Source organism: Ruegeria sp. CDSC051 (assembly GCF_059610665.1).
On record NZ_JBXWOC010000009.1, the window covers coordinates 87722 to 110229 of the forward strand.

Here is a 22508-nt window from a genome sequence, read left to right on the forward strand (position 1 = left end):
TATTATTTTTGACATTGGGTATAATATTTCATACAAGATGTAAGTAATAATCGACTCACTAGAAGTGTTCTGTCCAATAGGGATTTCAGAAATGACCTACCAAGATCGCAATACGGTCGTCTCGATCTTCGTGAACCTCGCCGTTAGTGCATTTGTTGTTTCACGGCTTCTGGATATGAATGCCTCTGGATTGTTTGATGGCCCAGACGCTGTAAACAACTGGGCCCGCATGGTGATCTGGCTGATCCCCTTGGGCGTCGTGGCCACCATCATCGGCACCATACTGTTCAACATTGGGTTTGCGATTGTTACTCACGAACCCAAACCCAGCTTCGTCGTTGATGAACGTGACAAGATGTTCGAGCGCCGTGGCAGCTACGCCATCATTATCTTCGCGGGTGCGGGTTTTGTCTCAGCTGTCGTCGCCATGGCTCTCAACGCATCAGCGCTCACCGGCTTCAACATCATCTATTTCGGAATGGCTTTCGGATCCCTGTCAGCAGATATTGTCAAATTTGCTAGCTATCGGCGGGGATATTGATCCATGGGCAAGCTCAGGATCTCCAACAACATTAGACGTCTACGCTTTGACGCTGATGAAATGACGCAAAAAGAACTCGCCGAAAAGGTTGGAGTCACCCGACAAACCATCGTTGCCATTGAAAACGCCAAGTATTCGCCAACGCTCGAACTGGCGATCTTGATTTCTCGTGTATTCGACAAGCCCCTCGAAAAAGTCTTCGACATCCAAGACGCTAACTAAATCATCGCGTCTGCTGCACCCTACCAAAGGATTAGATATGTTCATCAAACCCACCCGGTTCTGGAATCTGATGGCGAGATCCTATGCCCGCCGTCCGGTCCAAAACCAAGCCGCCTATGAATACAAACTGGACATAACTGCAAGACACCTGTCCCCCCAAGACCGCGTCCTGGAATTTGGCTGTGGCACAGGTACGACGGCGCTCATTCACGCCCCAAAAGTCGCCCATATCGACGCCATCGACTATTCATCCGAAATGATCACAATCGCCCGGGAAAAAGTCGACGCGCAGGGCAGCAAGAACATCAACTTTGAAGTCAGCGCGTTCGAGTGCTGGCCTATTCCAGCGAAGGGTCAACAGTATGATGCCGTACTGGCTATGTCGATCCTGCACTTGGTACTGGATCTTGACGCGACACTGGACCGTGTTCGTAGTTCCTTGAAGGAAGGTGGCCTGTTCTTCAGCTCGACGGTCTGCCTGGAAGGTCTCGAGAAGTACGTCATACCAGCTCTCGGGACCATCGGCCTATTGCCCAAGATCCGCGTCCTGACGCAAGAAATCCTTGTTGAGTGTATGCAAGCTCATGGGTTCGAAATTGAACAAAAGTGGCGTCCCGAAACGGGTTCGACTGCTTTCATCATCGCAAGGAACAGCGGTTAGTTCGTTCGACTTCTGACAACACTGACCCAGCCGTTCATGCACGCCGCCGAGAACGGCTGGAGAGAGCCCTGATTGACCTATGCTGAAACACGCATGAATGTCCGCTATGGGGCAAGCAAAGCAATAGCGATGGTTGAGGCGATGATGCGAAGTACAATGTGGCGACGGATTGATGTCGTAGGCACAGAAGCCTGTTCGGTTAATGGTAACAGAACGTCTCGCGTAATCTCGGGCATGGCTGTCTACGTAGTTGAAAATTCTCCTGTCAGAATAGCTTATTCCGTGACCTGTAATGACGAATGGGAGTGTAGCGCCGCCACCGTACAGCGTTGGATTGGGGCAGATAGGGTTGATCTTGTTTTAGTGAAGCAAGACGATGGTACATGGACCTCGAATGACAAAGTTGTGGATGCTGTTGATGAATTGCTCGACATCGATCTTGGGTTTACACCGGCCACGAACACGAGTGCGATCAAGCGACTCCAGCTAGGGATTGGAGATCAGGCAGAGTTCACTGCTGTTTGGTTGGATGATGAAACCTGGACATTCAAACCGCTGAAGCAACGATATGAGCGGCTGAACGAGAATACCTATAGGTACACTTCGATCAATAGTGGATACGAAGCAAATTTGACTGTCGATGGATTTGGTTTCGTTCGAGTTTACCCTGAGTATTGGAAAGCAGTGATAGCTTAGGCCCAACAAGGGCTCTGAAGCTAAAACGATTGCCAGAAACGGACTTTCGTTTTTCCATTTGAGCGGCAGTATAGTCCGTCTACCCGTCGTAAAAAGCCTCTAAAAATCGATCTCAACACCCGGCAGGTTCAGCTCTTTCATCATGTCGCGCAATTCCTGACGTGCTGCGATGTTCGAGATGTTCAGCTGTTTGATCCCGATATCCTTGAGGTCCAATAGGGTCAGCCCGCGCGGGAACAGCTCTCGGAAAATAACGCGTTCGGAAAAGCCCGAAGCAACCCGGAAGCCGATGCGCTGCGACAGCATCTCGATCGCGCGCTGCATCTTTTCCTTGTTGACCATGCGTTGGGTACCGACGCGGTTGCGCACAACGACCCAGTCGATGGGCTTCAGGCCGGCTTGCGCGCGCAGCTGTCGGGCGTTCCAGACCATCTCGGAATAGACCGACGGGCCCAGAATTTTCTCACCCTTTGAATCGATGCGTGCCAGCAGGTCAAAATCGATAAAACTGTCGTTCAGCGGAGTGATCAGCGTATCAGCCAGCGAATGCGCCACCTGGCTGAGGCGGGTATGAGAGCCGGGGCAGTCGATCAGGATGAAATCGCTATCGCTTTCCAGCTCGGACACGGCCGCTGAGAGGCGGTGGTCATAGATGTTCTCGCCGGGTTTAAGCGTGCTTGCGTCAATTTCGGGCAGGTCATGGTGGCGGGGGCTGGGAAGGGTCAGGTCCGCGCTTTTCAGAAAGCTATTCCGGTTCTCGAAATACCGTCCCAAGCTGCGTTGCCGCAGGTCCAGATCCAGGGTGCTGACCTTGTGACCCAGGCGGGCGAGTGCGGTGGCCACATGCATGGACACAGTCGATTTGCCCGCGCCGCCCTTCTCGTTCCCCACTACGATAATATGTGCCATGCCTGTATTCCCAAGTCTCACCGTGTTTGCGTACACGTTGTTGCAGGCCACTATATGTTGTGGAAAGCGGGAAGGGAAGAACCCGAAACAATCTATGGCGGCATAAAAAGGCGGTGTTGCGGAAATCTCAGCCTGCCCATAGGCCGCTGACTTGCGAAAGCCAGGACTATGTTTCAATCTCCAGGCTTAAGGACTGTGAGAAAGACATGGCTTGGAGCATCTGTTTCTGAACGTACTGAATGTGGTGTTGCCGGTGCTAATCTGTGCCGGGGCTGGGTATGCACTGGCGTTGACTAAAACGCCCTTTGACAACAAGGTCATTGGCGCGATCGTTTCGCGGGTTGGATATCCCACACTCATCATCTCGCATCTGTCGGCCACAAAGATCGCTGTTGGAACGTTTCTGGACGTGATGGCCGCTGCGGTTTTGGCGATTGCCGGGTTTGGTGTTCTGGGATTTGCGGCGCTGAAGGTTATGCGCCTACCGGCGCGGGCCTTTCTGACGCCTCTGATGCATGGGAATGTGGGCAATATCGGATTGCCAATCACCTTGCTTGCGTTAGGCGATGCGGGGATGGCCTGTACGATGGCATTTGTAGTGGTCGTTCTTGTCAGCATCTTCACTGTAGGGATGTGGATACCAGCCAAAGAGTTTTCGCCCAGAAAGCTCGCCACCTCGCCGATCATATATGCGGTGGTCCTATCGCTGGTGCTGATGGCCAGCGGCTATAGCCTGCCTCAGCCTGTTGCGAAGTCATTCGATATCCTGGGTGGGCTTTCCATCCCGCTGATGCTGCTGACATTGGGCCACACATTGGCCAGCCTTCGGGTCAACCGCCTTGGGCGTGCGGTGATGCTGACCGCTTTGCACCTGGTGATGGCAGTTGCAATCGCCAGCGGGTTGGTCTGGGCCTTCGGCTTTACAGGCGCTGAGCGCGGCGCGGTGATCCTGTGCTGTTTGATGCCGTCATCGGTGGCGACCTATTTGTTCATAGACCAGCATGTGCCGGAATATGGCCCCGATGTTGCCGGGTTCATACTGGTTTCGACCCTGACAACGATCATCGCTTTGCCGCTGGCGCTGTCCTACTGGATCTAAGGCTAGGCGGTTTGCACATTCCTGCTAAGCTGTCGGTGTGGCGCTCCATAGTCGCCGCCCGTATTTTAGGACGTATTTGATGTTACAAACGAATTCATCTGATGTCGGCGCACGCGTTGTATTGGTCATGACGGCGATTTGCATGGTTGTTGTTGGCTTCAATTCCACGGCGGTTGCGACCATCCTGCCTGATCTTAAGAATGAGTTCGATCTGTCGCCTTCGGACCTGCAATGGGTCATGGCCATCTATACCGTGGTCAGTGCCACGCTGGTGACGATTATCAGTCGGCTGGGTGATATCACGGGCAAGCTGGGCGTGTTTCTGGTTGGCATGATCGTTTTTGCCATAGGCTCTGCCTCGGCCTTGTTCGCGCAGGACGGGGCGATGATGCTGTTTGGCCGTGGGGCGCAGGGGGCAGGGGCCGCAGCGCTGTTTGGCACGTCGTTGCCCTTGTTGACTGCAGCGACCCCGGAGGAAAAACGCGCCAGCGTTACCGGAGCATGGGGCGCCATCGTCGGACTGGCGATCGGGATCGGCCCAATCCTGGGCGGTGCATTCGCCCACTACATCAGTTGGAGAGCCGTTTTCGCCACCGATCTGATCCTGCTGACCACCGCGTTTATCATTGGGTTGACCGTGAGAAAACGGAACTATGTACCGAACACGCGACTGGCCGGTGCCCGGTTCGATTATCTCGGCGCTGTGGCTCTTGTGCTGTTTCTGGGGCCGTTGTCATTTGCCCTGAGCAATGGGGAAAGTGGTGGATGGCGGGCACCGTTGACGCTGGTGCCGTTGGGTGTGGCCATGCTGGCCATGGTCGGCCTTGTGCTGGCTTCGCGCCGCAGTGAAGATCCGTTGGTCGAGCTGCGCTATTTCCTTCATCCGCGCTATTTCATGGCGGCAGCGGGGATGTTCCTTACCGGCTTTATGCTGTTTGGCTTTTTCGTCTACTTCAACACATTCGTCCAATCGCCTGATACATTCGGGTACACGTCTATCGGGGCTGGGCTTGCGATTATGCCGTTGAGCCTAAGCATGTTCGCGGTCTCGGTCATCGCGCCCCGGTTTCTGGCGCCCTACAGCTTTCAGTGGCCCGTAGTGATTGGGCTGAGTGCTATGGCGGTTGGGTTTTTGTTGCTGACCACGATCACAGTGCCCACTCAATATGCGCAGATATGGTGGAAATTGATGATCGTCGGCATTGGCCTTGGCATCTGTTTTTCGCTGCTGCCGCGTCTTGGGTTGCGGCTTTTGCCGGACGAGCATGTAGGGCAGGGGTCAGGTGTGATCAATGCCTGTCTATACTTCGGGGCCACGCTGGGGGCTGTGGTCTGCGGCCTGGCCGAGGCCATCACTTCGCGCCGGGGTCTGACCGAAGTGATTGACGCGCTTCCGGCTGGCTCGACCCCGCGCGAAGATCTGGCCCATGCGCTGACCCACGGAACGCCCAGTCAGATCCAGCAGTTGATCGCAGGCATGGATCCAACATCGGGAAGTGCTCTGGCAAAGGCCTTGCGCGACCTGCAGGACAACGCATTTGACAGCGCCATGATGGTGACGGCGATTGCGGCGCTGATCGGCGTGACGCTGGGGTTGATGTTGCTGCGCGGCCCTGTGCCCCCGGTGCACAGCGCGGCGGATCTGACACGCGCGACGAAACCCTGAGGGATTGATCCTGACGCGTTTCTTGCCAGGGCGGTGTCAGAGGTTTCGGGTAAAACGAAAAAGGCCGCCCAGAGGGGCGGCCTTTCGCATTCGAAACGGGTCAGGCTTAGAAGCCCAGACCTTCGTATTTCTTTTTGAACTTCGACACACGGCCACCGGCGTCCATCAGACGCGCGCCGCCACCGGTCCATGCGGGGTGCACGGAGGGGTCGATTTCCAGAGCCAGCTGATCGCCTTCGGAGCCCCAGGTGGATTTCATCTGAACTATGGTGCCATCGGTCATTTTGACGTCGATGACGTGATAATCGGGATGGATGTCTTTTTTCATCTTTCCGTTCCTTACGCTTCGGCGCCAGCTTTGGGCTTGTAGTTGGTGACCTCTGCGATACGTGCGGATTTACCGCGACGAGTGCGCAGATAGTACAGTTTGGCGCGACGAACGCGGCCACGGCGGACAACGGTGATGCTGTCGATATTGGTTGAATACAGCGGGAACACACGCTCCACGCCTTCACCAAAGGAAATCTTGCGCACGGTGAACGCACCGGCGATGGTGTTGCCACCTTTACGGGCGATGCAGACGCCTTCGTAGTTCTGAACACGGGTGCGCGACCCTTCGGTCACTTTAAAGCCGACACGAATGGTGTCACCGGCTTTGAAATCGGGGATGTCTTTCCCCAGGGCGGCAATCTGTTCCGCCTCAAGCTGTGCGATCAGGTCCATCGCAGGTTCTCCTATCTGCTCGTGGTTGGTCCACGAAGTTTGGGCACGGCCTGAGAGCTCTTGGTCTTCACCGGGTCCTGCGTACAGCCCGCCAGAGGTCAGATCGAATGTTCACTTGGTCTCTGGCCTGCCCGCCGCGCCGTGGCTGAAGAAAGCTGGGCGTCACGACATGATGCAAACCAAAACACCGGAGTCGCGAAGTTGCGGCACCGGATTGCGGTCATTTACGGGCATCGGGGGCAGGGATCAAGCCTAAATCGCGACGCAAGGCGGGGAAAACGGTGGGTTTCCGCCGCACGCAAACAGAACCATTGCCTTGCGGGGCTGATCAGGCAAACTGGATGTAATTATAAGAGCAGTCATTTGATACAGGATTAGATCATGCGCACAGCATTGATGCTCGCCGTCATAGCCTTTGCGACCCTGTCCTGCGGTCGCAGCAGCCCGCCGCCGCAACTGGTCGAGGCCCAGTCGTTTCCAGATGCTACGCCGCCCGCTGTGATCTTCCCAGCCTTTGCAGATGCAGACCCCCACGAATGGGAAGGGAGACATCCGGGGCATTACCCGGTGCACGGGCTGGACGTATCGCGCTGGCAAGGAGCGATAGACTGGCGCACCGCCAAGCAGTCAGGCGTTAGTTTCGTCTTTATCAAAGCGACCGAAGGGGGCGATGTGGCCGACCCCATGTTTGCCAGCCATCGGCAAGGTGCGCAGGCTGCGGGCGTGCCGTGGGGGGCATATCATTACTACTATTTCTGCCGGTCGGCGCGGGAACAGGCCCGCTGGTTCATCCAGAACGTACCCAAGGGATCGGATCTGCCACATGTGCTGGACATGGAGTGGACCCCGCATTCTAAGACCTGCACCCTGCACCCCGATGGTGCGACGGTCCGGGCCGAGGCTCAACGGTTCCTGGATATCCTCGAACGCCACTATGGGCGCCGTCCGATCGTCTATACGACGGTGGATTTCTATGGTGATACGAATATCGGGCGGCTGCCCAAGACCGAGTTCTGGTTGCGTTCGGTCGCCGGTCATCCGCGAAATGTGTATCCCAAAGCGGTGTGGCGGCTCTGGCAATACACCGGCACCGGGCTGGTGCCTGGTGTTCAGGGGAGGGTTGATATCAATGTCTTCAACGGGCCACCGGAAATCTGGGCGCGCTGGAAATCTGGTAGCCCTTAGACTTTGGGCACCCCATAGGTTTCGATGGTATCGCCCACAACGAAGTGATCAAGGCTGCATTCGTGCTTTCCCCCCGAATAATTCTGCAGCCGGGAAAGCTCAGCTGCGGGGCTCATGTCACACGGGGGATGTCAGTCAGACGTCTCTTCCCCTTCACCCAGATAGGCCTCCCACAGATCGGGTCGCCTTTCGCGGGTGATCTGTTCGGACATATCGTGACGCCATTCGGCGATGCGACCATGATGGCCTGACATCAAAATCTCGGGGATTGGGCGGCCTTTCCATTCGGCCGGGCGGGTGTACTGGGGGTGCTCCAGCAGGCCCGACGAAAAACTCTCTTCTTCGGCAGAGGCCTGATTGCCCAGAACGCCGGGGATCAGACGCACCGTGGCGTCGATCAGCGCTTGAGCGGCAATCTCGCCTCCGGTCATCACGAAATCCCCAAGCGAGACCTCTTGGACGCCGTAATGCTCCAGCACCCGTTCATCAACACCTTCAAACCGCCCACATAGCAGGGTCATGCCATCACAGCGCGCGAGGTTCTGCATCATGCGCTGGTCCATGCGGCGACCGCGTGGGCTAAGGTAGATCAGAGGCCAGTTTCCTTGCGCCTCGGTCATCGTGTGCTCGATTGCTTCGCCCAATACATCTGAGCGCAACACCATCCCCGCTCCGCCGCCGGCCGGGGTGTCGTCCACATTGCGATGCTTGCCGACACCGAACTGACGCAGGTCAACGGTTTCCAGCTGCCACAACCCTTCTTGCAGGGCTTTTCCAGTCAGGCTTTCGCCAAGAACTCCGGGAAAGGCCGACGGAAACAAGGTGATGATCTTGGCCTTCCACACCCCATGCAAATCGGGCGTGGGCGTAAGCAGTTCGCGCGGTTTCAGCGTAGGACGGATCGCCTTGCGGCCATGAGATTTCGGGGACGTATCAGTCATGATGTACCAATCAGGTCTGTCTGCGCGCGTTCAATCACGGCAGTCTTTTGCGCAACCAGAGCCGCTTCGTCCAGGCGCGAACGATTCAGTTCCAGCAACTCGGACAGGACGTCTTCGGGAAGCCGGGTATTGACCTGAGTCGGAGGCACCAGAAGGTTGGCCTTTTCACGCGACAGGTCCATAAATTCGGCAAAGGGGTCGCCAGGTCCAAGCCGTCGCAGTTGCAAATCTTCCAGCCATTCAGTCGTAACAGAGACGGAAGGCAGCTTTTCCTTGATGCGGCTGACGGTGTCTTGCAGCGGGGGCAGGTGGTCCAGGTTGTCGCGAAAGGTTTCAAAGTCAAAAACCTGTCGCATCCGTTCCAGATCATGTGCCCACAGGCTGCGCAACCAGCCTCCGCGCTGGCGCAGAGACAGGTATATCGTGATCTCAACCTCTTGCCCTGAAAATCGCTGGCGAATTGAATCCACCAGACAGGCAGCCAGATCGGGGGCCGCAGCATAGCCTTGGTCGATATTGCGGCTGGGCCTGAGGCCGGCGAAGTTTTCTTCGCTCAGGATCAGTCCCCGCTTGTCGCCGAAATCCAGGCTGTCCAGAAATTCGCGCAACTGACTGCCAAACTCGGAGAGGGTTCCCACTGTTCCATAGACTGAATGGTTGGTGGCCGCGCGGGACAGGCCGGAATTGCGGGTGCGATACGGTAGGACCAGCGCAAAATGCGGCCAAATCAGCTCGCGATTTTCATAGAGGAAGGATTGCGCTGCTGTTGTGCCAGTTTTGTGCAGGCCCAGATGCAGCAGGACCCGACGCATCAGATCAGCCCTTCGGGCGGGTCGGCGACGATGCGGCCCTGTTCCAGATCAACTGTAGGAACCGACTCGAGTGTGAACGGTAGCAAAACAGTGGAATTCAGGCCCGGCCCGTGCAATTCCAACAGGTCCGCCGCACCGTGGTTCTGGACAGATTTAACCTGACCCAGCAACGCGCCCCCTGTGTCATAGACCGCAAGCCCGATTAGATCTGTGTGGTAGAACTCGTCATCAGGTAGCGAAGGCAACTGATCGCGCCGCGCAAACAGGCGCAGCCCCTTCAGGTCGTCTGCCTGTTCCTTGGTTTCAACTCCGCCCAATCTGGCGGCAAAGCCATTCTTGATTGGACGAGTCAGGACCAGCGGATAGCGTTCCGCGCCCTGTTCATCCGTCAGCGGCGAATAGGCTTCGATATCCTCAGGGATCGCGCAATAGCTTTTCAGGCGCACTTCGCCGCGCACCCCGTATGAGCCCGCAACACTTCCTACGCAGATCAGGTCATTCATTTGGTCCATCCACCGTCACACATAGCCCGTCTTGCCATAACCCGCGTGCCTCACACGCTTCGCGCTGGTTCGAGCGTTCGAAAAACACGCCCACAATAAAGGCGATCATCAACAGGATAGGAAGCCGTAATAGTCCGAACATACGTCTATCGTACCTCCACAAGCAGGTTGTCGTCGCGGATTTCCCAGCCAGATTGCTGCAACTCGGGGGTTTCCGAGTGCTCTTCGGGCCATCCGACACAGAAGTAACCGATCAACCGCCAGCTATCCGACACATTCAGATCACGCGCCATTTGTTCGGGGTCCAGAATAGACACCCATCCCAAACCCAACCCTTCGGCCCGCAAGGCAAGCCAGAACAGGGTGACTGCCGAGACCACGGAATAGCGCCGCATCTCGGGCATCGAACCTGCACCCAAACCGCGCCCCTTGTCGGTGGAATCGTCGCAGAACACGGCCAGCTGCACCGGTGCTTCCTGCATTCCCGTCAGTTTCAGCTGACTGTAGAGCCGCGCATTGTCGCCCGAGTATCCCTTTAGGGCCTGGGCATTCGCCGCCTGAAAGTTCTTAAGCGCAGCCTCACGCGCGGCGGTACTTTCGACTCGGACCACACGCCAAGGCTCGCTGAGCCCCACAGAAGGCGCCAGTCGAAACGCGTCGAGGCAGCGCGTCAGCACTGCCTCGTTCACAGCTTCGTCGCGAAACCGGCGCACGTCGCGCCGGAGCCGCAACAACAGATCGAACTGCGCGCGAAAATCGTCGGTAAAGGTCTGATCCCGCACGCGCCGCCCTGCTTACTCTTCTGCTGCTGCTTCTTCAGCAGGCGCAGCAGCAGCTTCGGCAGCTTCAGCGGCCTTTGCAGCTTTTTCTTCCGCGCGCTCCTGAGCTTTCTTGCCCGGGGTACCCTTGTTGGGGTTGCTACGCTCAGCTTTTTCCTTGGCGCCGGCTGCTTCCAGCATGCGGGCGATCCGGTCGGTGGGCTGGGCGCCCTGGTCCAGCCAGTACTGGATGCGCTCCATGTCCATTTTAACGCGCTCTTCGTTGTCTTTCGGCAGCAGCGGGTTGTAGGTGCCCAGCTTTTCGATGAAACGGCCGTCGCGCGGCATGCGGCTGTCGGCAGCCACGATGCGGTAGAAGGGACGCTTTTTCGAGCCGCCGCGGGCGAGACGAATTTTCATTGCCATGGTGGTATCTCCTTTAGATGGCGTGTGCCGGGAACGGCCCGGTCAATTCTGGTGTTTCTTATGGTGTCGGATGACTTCCTGAATGATGAAATTCAGAAAAGCCTTGGCGAAATCGGGGTCAAGATCGGCCTCTTTCGCCAGGTCTTCTAACCGTGCGATCTGCGCAGCTTCGCGCGTGGGATCGGAGGGGGGAAGGTCGTGTGCCGCTTTCAGTTTGCCAACGGCTTGTGTGTGCTTGAACCGCTCGCCCAGTGTGTAAACCAGAATCGCGTCCAAGCGATCGATGCTTTCGCGGTGGTCCTTGAGCAACGCGGCAGCCTGAGTCACGGGATTGGTCATTGGCCGGTCCTTTCGGTGGTCAAAGCAGGTTCGGATAAATCAAGCATGGGATGGCGCCAGACCTGGCAGGGCTTGCCCATCACTTCGCCTTCGCGCTCGAAGCTGGCCCCCATACGCTCGGCCAAGGCACGAGAGCGCGTGTTTTCATGCGCGATATAGCTGATGACGCCATTCAAACCTTGTTGGCGTGCAGCATAGTCGCGAGCTGCAAGGGCTGCCTCGAAAGCCAGACCTTTGCCTTCCGCCCGTTCCATCAGGGTCCAGCCGAGTTCGGGTTCGTCCCAGCCAGGTACATCAATGATGCCAACCCCGCCAACAAAGCGACCGCTGGATTTCTCGGTCAGATGCCAAAGGCCGTAGCCTTTCAGCGCCCAGTGACCCAGACGTGTAGCCAGAGAGCTCCAGCTGCCCACCTGATCCCGCGGACCGCCAACCATATGGCTGCGCTCGGATGCATAGAAGGCAGTCAACTCAGGCAAGTCATCCGCATGCGGGGCCCGCAGAACAAGGCGTTCAGTTTCGATGATCGGGATGGAGAACGTCGTCATGCGTATGCCTCCACTCCACCGTTCTCAAGGTCTGATGGAGCCGGGTGCCGCCAAACCTGCATCTCGCCATAGGCCGGGTGTTTATAGATGCTGTCAAACCGCGCACCCAATCGTTCGGCCACGGCTCTGCTCGCCAGATTGTCGGGGTCGATCAGAGAAATAGCAGTATCCCAGCCCAGTATGTCATAGGCATATGTCCGTGCGGCGAGCGCCGCCTCGGTCGCGTATCCTTTGCCTGTTGCGCTGCTCATCAGTGTCCAGCCGATTTCCGGCTCAGGCCAGCTATGCGGAAACCACAGCCCTACATGGCCGATGTATTTGCCGGCGCCTTTTTCCTCTACCGCCCAATACCCATAGCCGCGAAGGGTCCAGTGACCCAGCAGTAGGGCAAGTGTCCGCCATGTCTCATCCGCACGCTTGGGACCGCCGACGAATTTCGATGCGTCGCTGGCAAAGAATGCTTCCAGCGCGCTGAAATCGTCCTCGCACGGGGCGCGCAGGATCAGGCGTTCGGTTTCAAGCCGGGGGATATGAGGTGTAGCGGCGGTCATTTACTTCTTTTTGCCAAATCCGCTGAGGCCCGGAGGCAGGGCCATGCCTCCGCCCATTCCGGGCATCTTGCCACCCATCGCTTTGGCCGCCTGCTCCAGCGCCTTGGGGTCCATGCCTGCCGCCATGTCTTCTGGCGAGGGGCCGCCTTTGCCAAACATGCCCTTCATGGCCTGTTTCAGCATCTTGCCTTTGCCCATCTTGCCCATCTTCTTCATCATGTCCGACATCTGCCGGTGCATCTTGAGCAGCTTGTTGAGGTCGCTGACCTCCATCCCCGAACCTGCGGCAATCCGCTTTTTGCGGCTGGCTTGCAGCAGTTGCGGATTAGCGCGCTCGCGCTTGGTCATCGACTGGATCATGGCGATCTGACGCTTGAGCACCTTGTCATCCATACCCGCTTCTTCGACCTGTTTGGCCATCTTGCCCATGCCTGGCATCATGCCCATCATGCCCTGCATGCCGCCCATCTGGATCATCTGTTCCAGCTGCATTTTCAGGTCGTTCATGTTGAACTGACCTTTGACCATGCGCTTCATCATGCGCTCGGTCTGTTCCATCTCCATCGTTTCCTGGGCTTTTTCGACCAGGGCAACGATGTCGCCCATGCCCAGAATACGTCCTGCAATCCGGTCCGGCTCGAACGTCTCAAGCGCGTCCATCTTTTCGCCCAATCCCACAAAGCGGATCGGTTTGCCGGTGACTGCGCGCATCGACAGCGCTGCACCGCCGCGCCCGTCGCCATCCATCCGGGTCAGAACCACGCCCGAGATACCGACCTTGGCTTCGAATTCCTCGGCGACCTCAACGGCGACCTGACCGGTCAGACCGTCGACGACCAGCAGGGTTTCGCGCGGGTCGACCGCGTTGCGAACCTGCTCGACCTCGTTCATCAGCACTTCGTCGATGTGCAGACGGCCCGCGGTATCGAGCATATAGACGTCATAGCCACCCAGCGTCGCTTGCTGCTTGGCGCGTTTGGCGATGTCGACGGGCTTCTGGCCGGGAACAATCGGCAGCGTATCGACGCCGACCTGCGTGCCCAGAACGGCCAGCTGATCCATCGCCGCCGGGCGATAAACATCCAGCGAGGCCATCAGGACCTTCTTGCCCTCTTTCTCTTTCAGGCGTTTGGCCAGCTTACCGGTGGTTGTCGTCTTACCCGAACCCTGCAAACCGACCATCAGGATCGGGGCAGGCGGGTTGTCGATCTTGAGCGCGCCGGGGTCTTCCTCACCGCGCAGCACGTCAACCAGCGTGTCATGCACGATCTTGACGACCTGCTGGCCCGGGGTGATCGACTTGGTAACAGCCTGACCGGTGGCTTGGTCCTGCACCTTCTTGACGAACTCACGCGCGACCGGCAGCGAGACGTCAGCCTCAAGCAAGGCAACCCGTACTTCGCGCAGGGCGGTCTTGACGTCCTCTTCAGACAGCGCACCCTGTTTGGTCAGCCGGTCAAAGACGCCAGAGAGGCGTTCGGATAGATTTTCAAACATGCCTGCGGCCTCCTTAGCCGGTTTTGATGTGGCACCACCTAACTAGGAAGCACCGGTTAAATTCGCAATTTCCCTCGCACGCACGGATAAACGTGCAAGCCTGCCAAAAGGAAATGCCCCCACGGGCGAAACTCGCTGGTGGGGGGCGATCCCTGAACGACTCAAGGGACCGGAAGATCTGAGGCTTCCGGATGTTGCGGTGGGATTTAGGCTGAACGGCTAGCGGTGTCAACCTTGTGCGCGGGAAGCCAGCTATTGACCGCCTCAACCAGCCGATGCGCACCACGACCGTTCGAGAACGCTTCGACGATGGGATGACGTCCCGCGCTCATCCCCTTGTCCAATATTAGCACAGGGCGATAGAGGGTGGATGACCCCTTGTCGCTTCTAGATATCGTGCTTTCAATCTCCGCATGGGATAGGTTTGAAAGCACATGCTCGACAGTCTCATAGCCAAAAACCGACTGCCTGCGGATCATTATGCGGTCTTCCTTTCGGTCCAGGATGACCTGAACACGACGGACAAAGGCGCAGAATGCTCCAAAGCCCATTCCACCGCCGAACAGTGCAAAGAAGATGCCGAACAAGATGCCCTCACCGCCTTCGCTGGCCAAGAACAGGCCTGCGCCGATAAATGCCAGAATGAAGAAGACCAGCATGATGCCGATAAACCAAGGGGTATCGGAAAGGATCAACTGGTTAGAGGAATTGCGCGTCACTTTCATGCCGGCACGCTAGCACCCGTTTTGCGGTTTGTCTCGGCTTGAAATCGTGCCCGTGTTGGGCGATGAGCGAGGCAGACAGGAGGTTCCCATGGATGCATCATCCGCTTTTCAAGACACATTGCCGCTCAGTTCCGATGGGCTGTTGGCGCAGCTGGATGCGTGGGGCCTGACCTATAGGCTGCATACCCACATCCCGCTGTGCACGGTTGAGGATGCGAAAGGCGTCGAAGATCAGTTTCTTGTGCCGGGTGAGCGTACCCTGCGCCTCAAGAACCTCTATCTGCGCGATAAGAAAAAGCGGAACTATCTGGTGACGCTGGAACAGAGCCGCGACATCGACCTCAAGGCGCTGGGCGCCGAGCTGGGTGTCGGCAGCCTGTCTTTTGGCTCGGCGGATCGGCTGCTGCAAAACCTCGGCATCCGCCCTGGGGCTGTCAGCCCGCTGGCGATGATCAACGGGGTGCAGAATGATGTACGCTTTTACATGGATGCTGCCGCACAACAGGCCGATGTGATCAACATGCATCCCTTGGTCAATGACCGCACAGTTGCCATATCGCGCGCTGATTTGATGGCCTTCTTCGATCGGATTACATGCGCGGTGAACTGGCTGCCCTGATCAGGGCACTAACGCCTCCTCCAGGGCCGCGGCCACATGTGCAGCGGACGGGTTGATGAACAGATGCCCGTCAGCCTCGAACACAGGGTCGTCCAGATGATCGGGAAAGGCCAGCGGCAGTTCCGTACAGGCCAGAAGGATTGCGGTTCCGTGTTCGGCATGCCGGTTACAAAAGGCCAGCAGGTGCGCACGGGCGCTTTCTGACGCGCCGCCGTAGAAATCACCGTCGATCATCGCTTGCATCTTTGCAATTTCGCTTTCGGGCAGGCGGGCGTTTGCGCTGATGCCAATCTCGCCCAGCTTGTTGGCATAGTGCGTCGCCTGCATCGTTACCGTGGTGCCCAGAACCAGCGCGCGCGTGGCGTCTGTCGAGGCCGTAACCTCGGCGGTTGCATCGAAGATGCTGAGAATGGGCATCGTAACGCCCTGTCGGATTGCATGAAGCCGCGCGTGGGGTGTGTTCGAGGCGATAATCCCAAAGTCACAGCCAGAGGCTTCAAGAGTTAACAAAGCTTCCCGAAATACAGCATCAAATCCGGCCCAACTGGCCTCATCGCCAGCGACGCCACGCAGGGCACGGGTTTTAGCCTGGGTCACGGACTCGATGGTCATGGGTGGGATGGGCAGAGGGGATCCATGTCCGCGCTGGGCGAAAAACTGCCCCGCGCCTTCGGCAATCGCCCGGTAATAATCAACGGTCGAGGCCCAGCCCACGCCACCCAGAATGCCGATCTTTTTCATTGCGTGCGTCCAGTCTGTCCATTTGGTATCCAGGACAGACTGGACGCTTTCTGAGGTGAAGGTCAATCAGGCTGCCAGTTGCGAAACCGCATTTCGTGCATTGCTGAGAGAACCTTCGGCATCCAGCGCCAACTGGTCGGCGGCGACGATTTCGACGTCATGGATACCGATAAAGCCAAGTACATGCTTGGCATAGGTGGTGGCAAAATCGACATCAGACCCGACAGCTGTGCCACCCGACGCCACGGCTAAAACCGCGCGCTTTCCATCCAACAGGCCTTTTGGACCGCTTTCGGAATACGAAAAGGTCACTCCGACGCGGGCAATCAGGTCGATCCAGGCTTTGAACGCCGCGGGCACCGAGAAATTGTAGATCGGCAGGCCTATGACAAGCGTATCGGCCTGCTGCAGTTCAGTTACCAGCTCGTCAGACAGGGATAACTGGTCCTGTTGCATGGCACTGCGCTGATCGGCAGGGGTGAAATTTGCGCTGACCCAGGCTTCGGTCAGCAGCGGCAGGGGAGTGGCAAGGTCACGGCGAATTATGCGGTCAGCGCCCAGGTGATTGACGATGCGTGCCGACAGGTCACGAGTGGTCGAGCCTTCGCGGCGGGCCGATGCGTCGATATGCAGGATAGTTTTGGTCATGGTTCAATTTCCTTTGGTGTACAGGATGTGTCTTGGCCCGATATGAGCATTGCGCGAGCGAACAAAACTCTGGTAAGTCAACAGGGTCTGTTAGAATTTGCACAATGGAAAACCGCAGTGGACAACTGGGACGAGGTAAGAACCGCCTATCAGGTGGCGCGTATGGGAACGGTCAGTGGCGCGGCGGAGGTCCTGGGTGTGCATCATGCCACCGTCATTCGCCACATTGATGCAATTGAGGCCCGGCTGGCGGTCAAGCTGTTCCAGCGCCATGCGCGCGGCTATACCCCGACCGAAGCCGGAGAGGACCTGTTGCGTGTGGCACAGGCGACTGAGGATCAGTTCAATCAACTGATCGGCCGGATGAAGGGTCGGGGTGATGACGTGTCGGGCGAGTTGGTCGTGACGTCGCTGTCCTCTCTGGCGTCTCTGGTGGTGCCGGTTCTTGCCGAGTTTCAGCGACGGCACCCTGAACTGATCGTCCGGTATCTGACCGGTGATCGGCTGTTTCGTCTGGAATATGGCGAGGCGCACGTGGCGATCCGTGCCGGGTCAGCGCCTGATCAGCCCGACAACGTGGTTCAGTCCTTTATGAAGCAAGAGGTCGGGTTATACGCCAGCACCGATTATGTCGCGCTGCACGGCAAGCCTGGCAGCCTCGATGACTTTGCAGATCATTCTTTCATCAGTACCGATGACGAAAACAGCCGAGCGCCGTTTTCCCGCTGGTTGCGCCAGACCGTGCCAGCCGAGCGCATCACCTTCCGTTGTACCAACAACTTCTGTATCCGCGAGGCGGTCCTGTCCGGCGCGGGTATCGGTTTCATGCCACGTTGGTCAGCTGCAGGAGATCCGAACCTGGTCGAAGTGATCGACCCGATGCCGGAGTGGTTTGGTGATCTGTGGCTTGTTACCCATGTGGATCTGCATCGCACGACCAAGGTGCAGGCCTTTCTGACCTATCTGAAAGAGCAATCCAAGAGCTGGGCAAAATGAGTCAACAGGCGCGTGGCCATCTGGCCATGCTGATTTTTTCGGCCCTGGTTGCAGGGAGTTTCTCGCTGGGGTCACTGATCGCCAATCAGATCGCGCCCGAAGCCATTACCGCGGCCCGGTTCGGCATCGCATCCGTGGTGATTGGGGGTGCCGCCCTTATGACCACCGGTCTGCCGCGCAGCGCGGCACAAGCCCCGTGGCGCTATTTGGTTCTGGGCGGAGTATTCGCGGCCTATTTCGTGTTGATGTTCTACGGGTTGAAAACTGCACCGCCTGTCAACGCGGCAGCGGTCTTTACGCTGACTCCGGTTATGGCCGCATTCGCCGGTTGGATCTTGTTGCGCCAGATCACCACACCAAGGATGGCGCTTGCACTGACCCTTGGGGCAGTCGGGGCGCTGTGGGTGATCTTTCGCGCCGATTGGCAAGCCGTGCGCGCGTTCGATATCGGGCAGGGGGAAATCATCTATTTCTGGGGCTGTGTCGCGCATGCTTTGTATACCCCCCTTGTACGCAAGCTGAACCGTGGAGAGCCTGCAGTGGTGTTTACCTTTGGTACGCTTCTGGCGGGATGCCTGATGCTGACGATCTACGGGTGGTCCGAGATCCGTGCCACCGACTGGGCGAACCTGCCAGCGATAGTCTGGGTGGGTTTGATTTATGTTTCGGTCTTTGCAACCGCGGCCAGTTTCGTGCTGGTTCAGTATTCAACGCTGCGCCTGCCATCGGCAAAGGTGATGGCTTATACTTATCTGGTTCCCAGTTGGGTCATTCTGTGGGAAATCTCTCTGGGGCAGCAGGCGGTTGGCCCTGTCGTCTATTTTGGTGCCGGTCTGACGATCCTGGCCCTGGTTTTGCTGCTGAAATCCGAGGAGGACAAACCCGCGCGTCCTTTGCCGCAAGCCGATTGAACTTGTGAAACGACCAAATTGTGTCAGGCTTGGCCCTAGACCAGAATATTAAACGTCCAAGGGGACGACATGAAACCAGTTCTTTCCATAATGATATTGGTGGTTTGCGGCGCCTGTGCCGGGTCATCTGAAACGGATTTACAAGCCAGTTGCGAGGCGCTGGTCGCAGCCGAAACCGGAACGCGGCCCGGAGATGTTCGGGCATTGTCCACCGATACCGAACCGGGCGGGTCGGTCACGACGGTTTCCGTTACCGGGGCCCAGGCCCCGTGGTTGTGTCGGGCGGACCCTTCGGGGGTCGTGACCGGTGTTGAATACAGTCAGGAAGGCTAACCCGTTTCAATGTTTGACCAAGCGGGCGAGGGTGTTGAGGCAGATCAAGGCCTGGCACCCTCTGGTTTCTCTATGCTTCAGGCCAAGGAGGAACGTCCCATGTACAGTCATATCATGATCCCGGTTGATCTTCATCTGCCACCCGAGGTGCGCAAGGCCGCCAAAGTTGCAGCAGCTATAGCCGAATGGCAGGGGGCCAAGATTACTTTGGTCAGTGTCACCGGCACCCAACCGGGTGACCCTGTTCAGTCAGATGCTGCGATTGACAAGAACCTACGTGATTTTGCCAAACAGTTGGCTGAAAGCAGCGGGACCGAAGTGGCGTATCGCAATATCCATTCGGTTGATGTCGCCGCCGAAGTTGACGGTGACCTGACACGAACTGCCGAAGAAATCGAAGCTGACCTTATCGTCGTCGGCACCCATGCGCCGCGTATTACCGACTATATATTCTCGAGCCATGCGGGGTATCTGGCGAAACATGCCAGTGTCTCTGTTTTTGTAGTCAGGTAGGCGGATCATTCCTCGGCTGCGGGCAGTTCAACCTCAAGAAATCGTTCGAACGCGTCCAGATTGACCGGCTCGAACTGCCCGAACCCTTGCATCCAGACGGATGCGGATCGCAGCGCGTCAGGCTCCAGCTTGCACCACTTCACCCGTCCGCGCTTTTCTTGGCTGATCAGACCGGCTCTGGTCAGGATCACCAGGTGTTTTGAAATCGCGGCAAGCGACATCTCGAACGGTTCGGCGACATCCGTCACAGCCATGTCATCCTCCAGCAGCATCGCAAGGATGGCGCGGCGTGTGGGGTCGGCAAGGGCCGCAAAAACGGTATCGAGATCGTTGGACATACTCCTTTCCTAAAGCGCAAGAACCGGTTTGACAATTTTCGGTATGAGGTCACTGTGCCCCGGCATGTGTTTCGGGGGTTGGGATGTCACTAAAATACTGGCTGGTGATTTGTATTCTTGGCATCGGCTGGGGCATGTCCTTCATGTTTAATGCCATTTTGCTGCGGGAACTTGGGCCGCTTTCGGTGTCGATGGGACGGGTTGCATTTGGGGCGCTGGGGTGCTGGGTCTATGTGATCGGGGCGCGATTGCCAGTCAATCTGACACTGGCACGTGCGTTTGGGTTGTTGGGGTTTGGTGCGCTCAGCTATGCCGCGCCCTTTGCGTTCTATGCGCTTGGGCAACAGCATATCGCTTCGGGTGTGGCAGGGATCGTCAATGCAACGACACCGGCCTTTGCCGTCATTGTTTCGCATTTCTGGCCCGGAAGTGAACGTGCCACCCTGTTAAAGTCTCTGGGCGTAGTTTGCGGCTTCACCGGTATCGTTGTGCTGTCCCTGCCTGTACTGGGCGGTGGCGCGTCGTCCGAATTTTGGGCGATCCTTCTGACACTTTGCGCACCGATCTGCTATGCGTTCTCAGTCAACATCGCGCGGGCCTTCCGGGATATGCAACCTGTGGTTCTGACCGCCCTTGCATTGACGGGTGCTACGCTGGCCATCACGCCCTTGGCGCTTTGGCAAGAAGGACTACCCCATATAACCCGGGCCGAGACTTGGGCCTCGCTGGCGATGATCGGGTTTGTGCTGACATCCGCCGCCTTTATCGCGTTCTACTGGCTGCTGCCCAAAGTTGGCCCGACCAATATCTCGACAGTGACATTGATTGCGCCTGTTTCAGCGCTGGTGCTTGGAACATGGGTGCTGGGGGAAACCCTGCGGCCCGAGCATCTGCTGGGAATGGCAGCGATCTTCGCCGGTCTGCTGCTGATCGACGGGCGCGTGATCAGACGTATCTGGCAGGGGGTGTCGGGCAAAGATCAACCAAAAGGTTGAATATGCGGATTCCGTGCCTTTGTACCCGCTTCCTGTGGTTCGGGCTGATCACGCCTATGGTGACTCAGAAAAATTACCTTTAAAAACAATAGAGTAAAGTGCGGCAATTCGGGCTGCCAACGCCGTTGACTCTGCGCTCTCCGCCCCTTAGCACCGTGCCCAAGACTGTACGAGGGAAACGCCCGTGACTGATGATGACCAAAAGCAGCGTATGGCGCAGCTTGAGGCTAAGATCACGGCGGCGAAAAAGGCCAAGTCAAAGCCTGAGGCCCGTGCGGACGCCGATTATTCGGGAGGCGAGCTTGCCTGGCGGATGGTCATCGAAATGGTATCCGGTCTGGGGATCGGATTTGGCATCGGATACGGGCTGGACAGCCTGTTCGGGACAATCCCGATCTTCCTGGTGCTGTTCACATTGCTGGGTCTGGTCGCCGGGGTAAAGGTTATGCTCCGCAGCGCACAACAGGCGCAAGAGAAACAGATGGCCGACAAGGCCGACGAAGACGAGAGGGACTGAACGTGGCAACCGAGACCACCGCAGCAGAAGGCAGCAGCCTGGTTTTCCATCCGATGGATCAGTTCATCGTCAAACCGCTTTTTGGCGACGGTGCGATTGCTTGGTACACGCCCACTAACGTCACTCTGTGGCTGTTTTTTGCAATTCTCGCCGTGATCGGCCTGCTGGTGCTCAGCACGTCCAAGCGCGCCATTGTCCCGACGCGCATGCAGTCGGTGGCCGAACTGGCCTATGGCTTTATCTACAAGATGCTTGAAGACATCTGCGGCAAGGATGGCGTCAAATACTTCCCTTATGTCATGACCCTGTTCATGTTCATCGTGACCGCGAACTTCCTGGGTCTGATCCCGACCTCGTTCACAACCACATCGCATTTCGCCGTGACCATCCCACTGGCGCTGGCCGTGTTCCTGACTGTGACCATTCTGGGTTTTGTCAAGAACGGCGCCGGGTTCCTGGGCCTGTTTTGGGTCTCCAGCGCGCCGCTGGCGCTGCGCCCGATCCTGGCGATCATCGAGCTGATCTCGTATTTCGTGCGCCCGGTCAGCCACTCTATTCGTCTTGCCGGTAACGTCATGGCAGGCCACGCGGTTATCAAGGTTTTCGCAGGCTTCGCCGCGATTGCCGTGATCTCGCCTGTGTCCGTTCTGGCGATCACCGCAATGTACGGTCTTGAGGTCCTGGTGGCCTTTATCCAGGCCTACGTATTCACCATTCTGACCTGTGTATATCTGAAGGATGCACTGCATCCGTCGCACTAAGGTCCGATACCCAAACATCGAAACTTCCAATTCGTAAGGAGAAACATCATGGAAGGCGATCTCGCACACATCGGCGCAGGCCTGGCAGCAATCGGTTCCGGCGCAGCCGCAATCGGGGTGGGCAACGTAGCAGGCAACTTCCTGGCTGGCGCTCTGCGCAACCCTTCGGCGGCTGCTTCGCAGACCGCAACCCTGTTCATCGGTATCGCATTTGCAGAAGCCCTGGGGATCTTTGCATTCCTAGTTTCGCTGCTGCTGATGTTCGCCGTCTAATCTGCGGAACCTGATCCTTACGCGCAGGTGGGCCCAAGCCATAGCGGCCCGCCTGTTGTAA

At 57.5% G+C, this 22508-nt stretch carries 33 protein-coding genes; 16 read left to right on the forward strand and 17 right to left on the reverse strand.

Annotation, left to right across the window (positions count from 1 at the left end; all coding sequences use genetic code 11):
- The first annotated feature begins 91 nt into the window (after positions 1–91).
- The 4 genes from AC2FH0_RS17805 (at position 92) to AC2FH0_RS17820 (ending at position 2120) form a co-directional block, all read left to right on the forward strand.
- On the forward strand, positions 92–541 hold the full coding sequence (locus tag AC2FH0_RS17805; protein ID WP_271951474.1) for a hypothetical protein: 450 nt from the start codon (positions 92–94) through the stop codon (positions 539–541).
- A gap of 3 nt (positions 542–544) precedes the next feature.
- Positions 545–763 (forward strand): helix-turn-helix transcriptional regulator, encoded by a 219-nt coding sequence (locus tag AC2FH0_RS17810; RefSeq protein WP_496790006.1) that lies wholly within the window; start codon positions 545–547, stop codon positions 761–763.
- 37 nt (positions 764–800) lie between these two features.
- Positions 801–1424 (forward strand): class I SAM-dependent methyltransferase, encoded by a 624-nt coding sequence (locus AC2FH0_RS17815; protein WP_496790008.1) that lies wholly within the window; start codon positions 801–803, stop codon positions 1422–1424.
- 72 nt (positions 1425–1496) lie between these two features.
- Positions 1497–2120: a putative glycolipid-binding domain-containing protein gene (locus AC2FH0_RS17820; RefSeq protein ID WP_271951470.1), complete on the forward strand. Its 624-nt coding sequence runs from the start codon at positions 1497–1499 to the stop codon at positions 2118–2120.
- A gap of 99 nt (positions 2121–2219) precedes the next feature.
- On the opposite strand, the gene AC2FH0_RS17825 is transcribed toward AC2FH0_RS17820, so the two are convergent.
- Entirely contained in the window at positions 2220–3029 is an 810-nt protein-coding gene (locus tag AC2FH0_RS17825; protein WP_142639130.1) for a division plane positioning ATPase MipZ, read from the reverse strand.
- Between the two features lie 211 nt (positions 3030–3240).
- Between AC2FH0_RS17825 and AC2FH0_RS17830 the strand changes: the two genes are divergently transcribed.
- Both AC2FH0_RS17830 and AC2FH0_RS17835 read left to right on the forward strand, forming a co-directional pair.
- Positions 3241–4128: an AEC family transporter gene (locus tag AC2FH0_RS17830; protein WP_496790010.1), complete on the forward strand. Its 888-nt coding sequence runs from the start codon at positions 3241–3243 to the stop codon at positions 4126–4128.
- A gap of 79 nt (positions 4129–4207) precedes the next feature.
- Positions 4208–5794: an MFS transporter gene (locus AC2FH0_RS17835; protein WP_496790011.1), complete on the forward strand. Its 1587-nt coding sequence runs from the start codon at positions 4208–4210 to the stop codon at positions 5792–5794.
- Between the two features lie 106 nt (positions 5795–5900).
- Here AC2FH0_RS17835 and rpmE read toward each other — a convergent pair whose 3' ends face one another.
- Both rpmE and rplS read right to left on the reverse strand, forming a co-directional pair.
- Entirely contained in the window at positions 5901–6122 is a 222-nt protein-coding gene (gene rpmE, locus AC2FH0_RS17840) for a 50S ribosomal protein L31 (RefSeq protein ID WP_142639136.1), read from the reverse strand.
- Between the two features lie 11 nt (positions 6123–6133).
- Positions 6134–6517 (reverse strand): 50S ribosomal protein L19, encoded by a 384-nt coding sequence (gene rplS / locus AC2FH0_RS17845; protein WP_142639138.1) that lies wholly within the window; start codon positions 6515–6517, stop codon positions 6134–6136.
- A gap of 381 nt (positions 6518–6898) precedes the next feature.
- On the opposite strand from rplS, the gene AC2FH0_RS17850 reads away from it, so the two are divergent.
- Positions 6899–7702 (forward strand): glycoside hydrolase family 25 protein, encoded by an 804-nt coding sequence (locus AC2FH0_RS17850; protein WP_496790013.1) that lies wholly within the window; start codon positions 6899–6901, stop codon positions 7700–7702.
- Positions 7703–7833: 131 nt separating this feature from the next.
- On the opposite strand, the gene trmD is transcribed toward AC2FH0_RS17850, so the two are convergent.
- The 11 genes from trmD to AC2FH0_RS17905 all read right to left on the reverse strand — a co-directional run bounded on the left by trmD (position 7834) and on the right by AC2FH0_RS17905 (position 14802).
- Positions 7834–8643: a tRNA (guanosine(37)-N1)-methyltransferase TrmD gene (gene trmD / locus AC2FH0_RS17855; protein ID WP_496750833.1), complete on the reverse strand. Its 810-nt coding sequence runs from the start codon at positions 8641–8643 to the stop codon at positions 7834–7836.
- Complete coding sequence (locus AC2FH0_RS17860; protein WP_496790014.1) at positions 8640–9455, reverse strand: hypothetical protein; 816 nt, start codon at positions 9453–9455, stop codon at positions 8640–8642. The genes trmD and AC2FH0_RS17860 overlap by 4 nt, the downstream gene beginning before the upstream one ends.
- Complete coding sequence (gene rimM / locus AC2FH0_RS17865; protein ID WP_271951457.1) at positions 9455–9958, reverse strand: ribosome maturation factor RimM; 504 nt, start codon at positions 9956–9958, stop codon at positions 9455–9457. Before rimM ends, AC2FH0_RS17860 begins: the two co-directional genes overlap by 1 nt.
- A complete protein-coding gene (locus AC2FH0_RS17870) occupies positions 9951–10100 on the reverse strand; it encodes a hypothetical protein (RefSeq protein WP_185956731.1) in 150 nt (49 codons plus the stop codon). The genes rimM and AC2FH0_RS17870 overlap by 8 nt, the downstream gene beginning before the upstream one ends.
- A 4-nt stretch (positions 10101–10104) precedes the next feature.
- Positions 10105–10740, reverse strand: a complete 636-nt coding sequence (bluB, locus tag AC2FH0_RS17875) for a 5,6-dimethylbenzimidazole synthase (protein ID WP_496707197.1) — start codon at positions 10738–10740, stop codon at positions 10105–10107.
- Positions 10741–10752: 12 nt separating this feature from the next.
- Complete coding sequence (rpsP, locus tag AC2FH0_RS17880; RefSeq protein ID WP_142639148.1) at positions 10753–11142, reverse strand: 30S ribosomal protein S16; 390 nt, start codon at positions 11140–11142, stop codon at positions 10753–10755.
- Between the two features lie 42 nt (positions 11143–11184).
- Positions 11185–11481, reverse strand: coding sequence for a chorismate mutase (locus AC2FH0_RS17885; RefSeq protein ID WP_142639150.1), 297 nt, complete (start codon positions 11479–11481; stop codon positions 11185–11187).
- Positions 11478–12029: a GNAT family N-acetyltransferase gene (locus AC2FH0_RS17890; protein WP_496702932.1), complete on the reverse strand. Its 552-nt coding sequence runs from the start codon at positions 12027–12029 to the stop codon at positions 11478–11480. Before AC2FH0_RS17890 ends, AC2FH0_RS17885 begins: the two co-directional genes overlap by 4 nt.
- Positions 12026–12580 (reverse strand): GNAT family N-acetyltransferase, encoded by a 555-nt coding sequence (locus AC2FH0_RS17895; RefSeq protein WP_496790015.1) that lies wholly within the window; start codon positions 12578–12580, stop codon positions 12026–12028. Before AC2FH0_RS17895 ends, AC2FH0_RS17890 begins: the two co-directional genes overlap by 4 nt.
- Positions 12581–14077, reverse strand: coding sequence for a signal recognition particle protein (ffh, locus tag AC2FH0_RS17900; RefSeq protein WP_496790016.1), 1497 nt, complete (start codon positions 14075–14077; stop codon positions 12581–12583).
- 206 nt (positions 14078–14283) lie between these two features.
- Positions 14284–14802: a hypothetical protein gene (locus tag AC2FH0_RS17905; protein WP_496678738.1), complete on the reverse strand. Its 519-nt coding sequence runs from the start codon at positions 14800–14802 to the stop codon at positions 14284–14286.
- A gap of 88 nt (positions 14803–14890) precedes the next feature.
- Between AC2FH0_RS17905 and AC2FH0_RS17910 the strand changes: the two genes are divergently transcribed.
- Positions 14891–15421: a prolyl-tRNA synthetase associated domain-containing protein gene (locus AC2FH0_RS17910; RefSeq protein WP_496790017.1), complete on the forward strand. Its 531-nt coding sequence runs from the start codon at positions 14891–14893 to the stop codon at positions 15419–15421.
- On the opposite strand, the gene AC2FH0_RS17915 is transcribed toward AC2FH0_RS17910, so the two are convergent.
- Both AC2FH0_RS17915 and AC2FH0_RS17920 read right to left on the reverse strand, forming a co-directional pair.
- Positions 15422–16162 carry an aspartate/glutamate racemase family protein gene (locus AC2FH0_RS17915; RefSeq protein ID WP_496790018.1) on the reverse strand — a complete coding sequence of 247 codons (741 nt, stop codon included), beginning with the start codon at positions 16160–16162 and terminating at the stop codon, positions 15422–15424. It lies immediately after the preceding gene.
- Between the two features lie 66 nt (positions 16163–16228).
- Positions 16229–16810: an FMN-dependent NADH-azoreductase gene (locus AC2FH0_RS17920; protein ID WP_271951444.1), complete on the reverse strand. Its 582-nt coding sequence runs from the start codon at positions 16808–16810 to the stop codon at positions 16229–16231.
- 117 nt (positions 16811–16927) lie between these two features.
- On the opposite strand from AC2FH0_RS17920, the gene AC2FH0_RS17925 reads away from it, so the two are divergent.
- From AC2FH0_RS17925 to AC2FH0_RS17940, 4 genes are all read left to right on the forward strand, one after another.
- A complete protein-coding gene (locus AC2FH0_RS17925; RefSeq protein WP_142639300.1) occupies positions 16928–17806 on the forward strand; it encodes a LysR family transcriptional regulator in 879 nt (292 codons plus the stop codon).
- Complete coding sequence (locus AC2FH0_RS17930) at positions 17803–18717, forward strand: DMT family transporter (RefSeq protein WP_496790019.1); 915 nt, start codon at positions 17803–17805, stop codon at positions 18715–18717. Before AC2FH0_RS17925 ends, AC2FH0_RS17930 begins: the two co-directional genes overlap by 4 nt.
- A 69-nt stretch (positions 18718–18786) precedes the next feature.
- A complete protein-coding gene (locus AC2FH0_RS17935) occupies positions 18787–19050 on the forward strand; it encodes a hypothetical protein (RefSeq protein WP_496702939.1) in 264 nt (87 codons plus the stop codon).
- Positions 19051–19149: 99 nt separating this feature from the next.
- Positions 19150–19563: a universal stress protein gene (locus AC2FH0_RS17940; RefSeq protein WP_142639302.1), complete on the forward strand. Its 414-nt coding sequence runs from the start codon at positions 19150–19152 to the stop codon at positions 19561–19563.
- Between the two features lie 5 nt (positions 19564–19568).
- Here the strand turns inward: AC2FH0_RS17940 and AC2FH0_RS17945 are convergent, their stop codons facing one another.
- Positions 19569–19901: an ArsR/SmtB family transcription factor gene (locus AC2FH0_RS17945; RefSeq protein WP_142639170.1), complete on the reverse strand. Its 333-nt coding sequence runs from the start codon at positions 19899–19901 to the stop codon at positions 19569–19571.
- 83 nt (positions 19902–19984) lie between these two features.
- Here AC2FH0_RS17945 and AC2FH0_RS17950 point away from each other — a divergent pair, with 83 nt between their 5' ends.
- The 4 genes from AC2FH0_RS17950 to AC2FH0_RS17965 all read left to right on the forward strand — a co-directional run bounded on the left by AC2FH0_RS17950 (position 19985) and on the right by AC2FH0_RS17965 (position 22447).
- Complete coding sequence (locus tag AC2FH0_RS17950) at positions 19985–20896, forward strand: DMT family transporter (RefSeq protein ID WP_496692180.1); 912 nt, start codon at positions 19985–19987, stop codon at positions 20894–20896.
- 184 nt (positions 20897–21080) lie between these two features.
- Entirely contained in the window at positions 21081–21413 is a 333-nt protein-coding gene (locus AC2FH0_RS17955; protein ID WP_142639174.1) for an AtpZ/AtpI family protein, read from the forward strand.
- Between the two features lie 2 nt (positions 21414–21415).
- Positions 21416–22174 carry a F0F1 ATP synthase subunit A gene (locus AC2FH0_RS17960; protein ID WP_142639176.1) on the forward strand — a complete coding sequence of 253 codons (759 nt, stop codon included), beginning with the start codon at positions 21416–21418 and terminating at the stop codon, positions 22172–22174.
- Positions 22175–22222: 48 nt separating this feature from the next.
- The gene (locus AC2FH0_RS17965; RefSeq protein WP_005981269.1) at positions 22223–22447 is read left to right on the forward strand and encodes a F0F1 ATP synthase subunit C; all 225 of its coding nucleotides are present in this window, start codon (positions 22223–22225) and stop codon (positions 22445–22447) included.
- Positions 22448–22508: the final 61 nt, after the last annotated feature.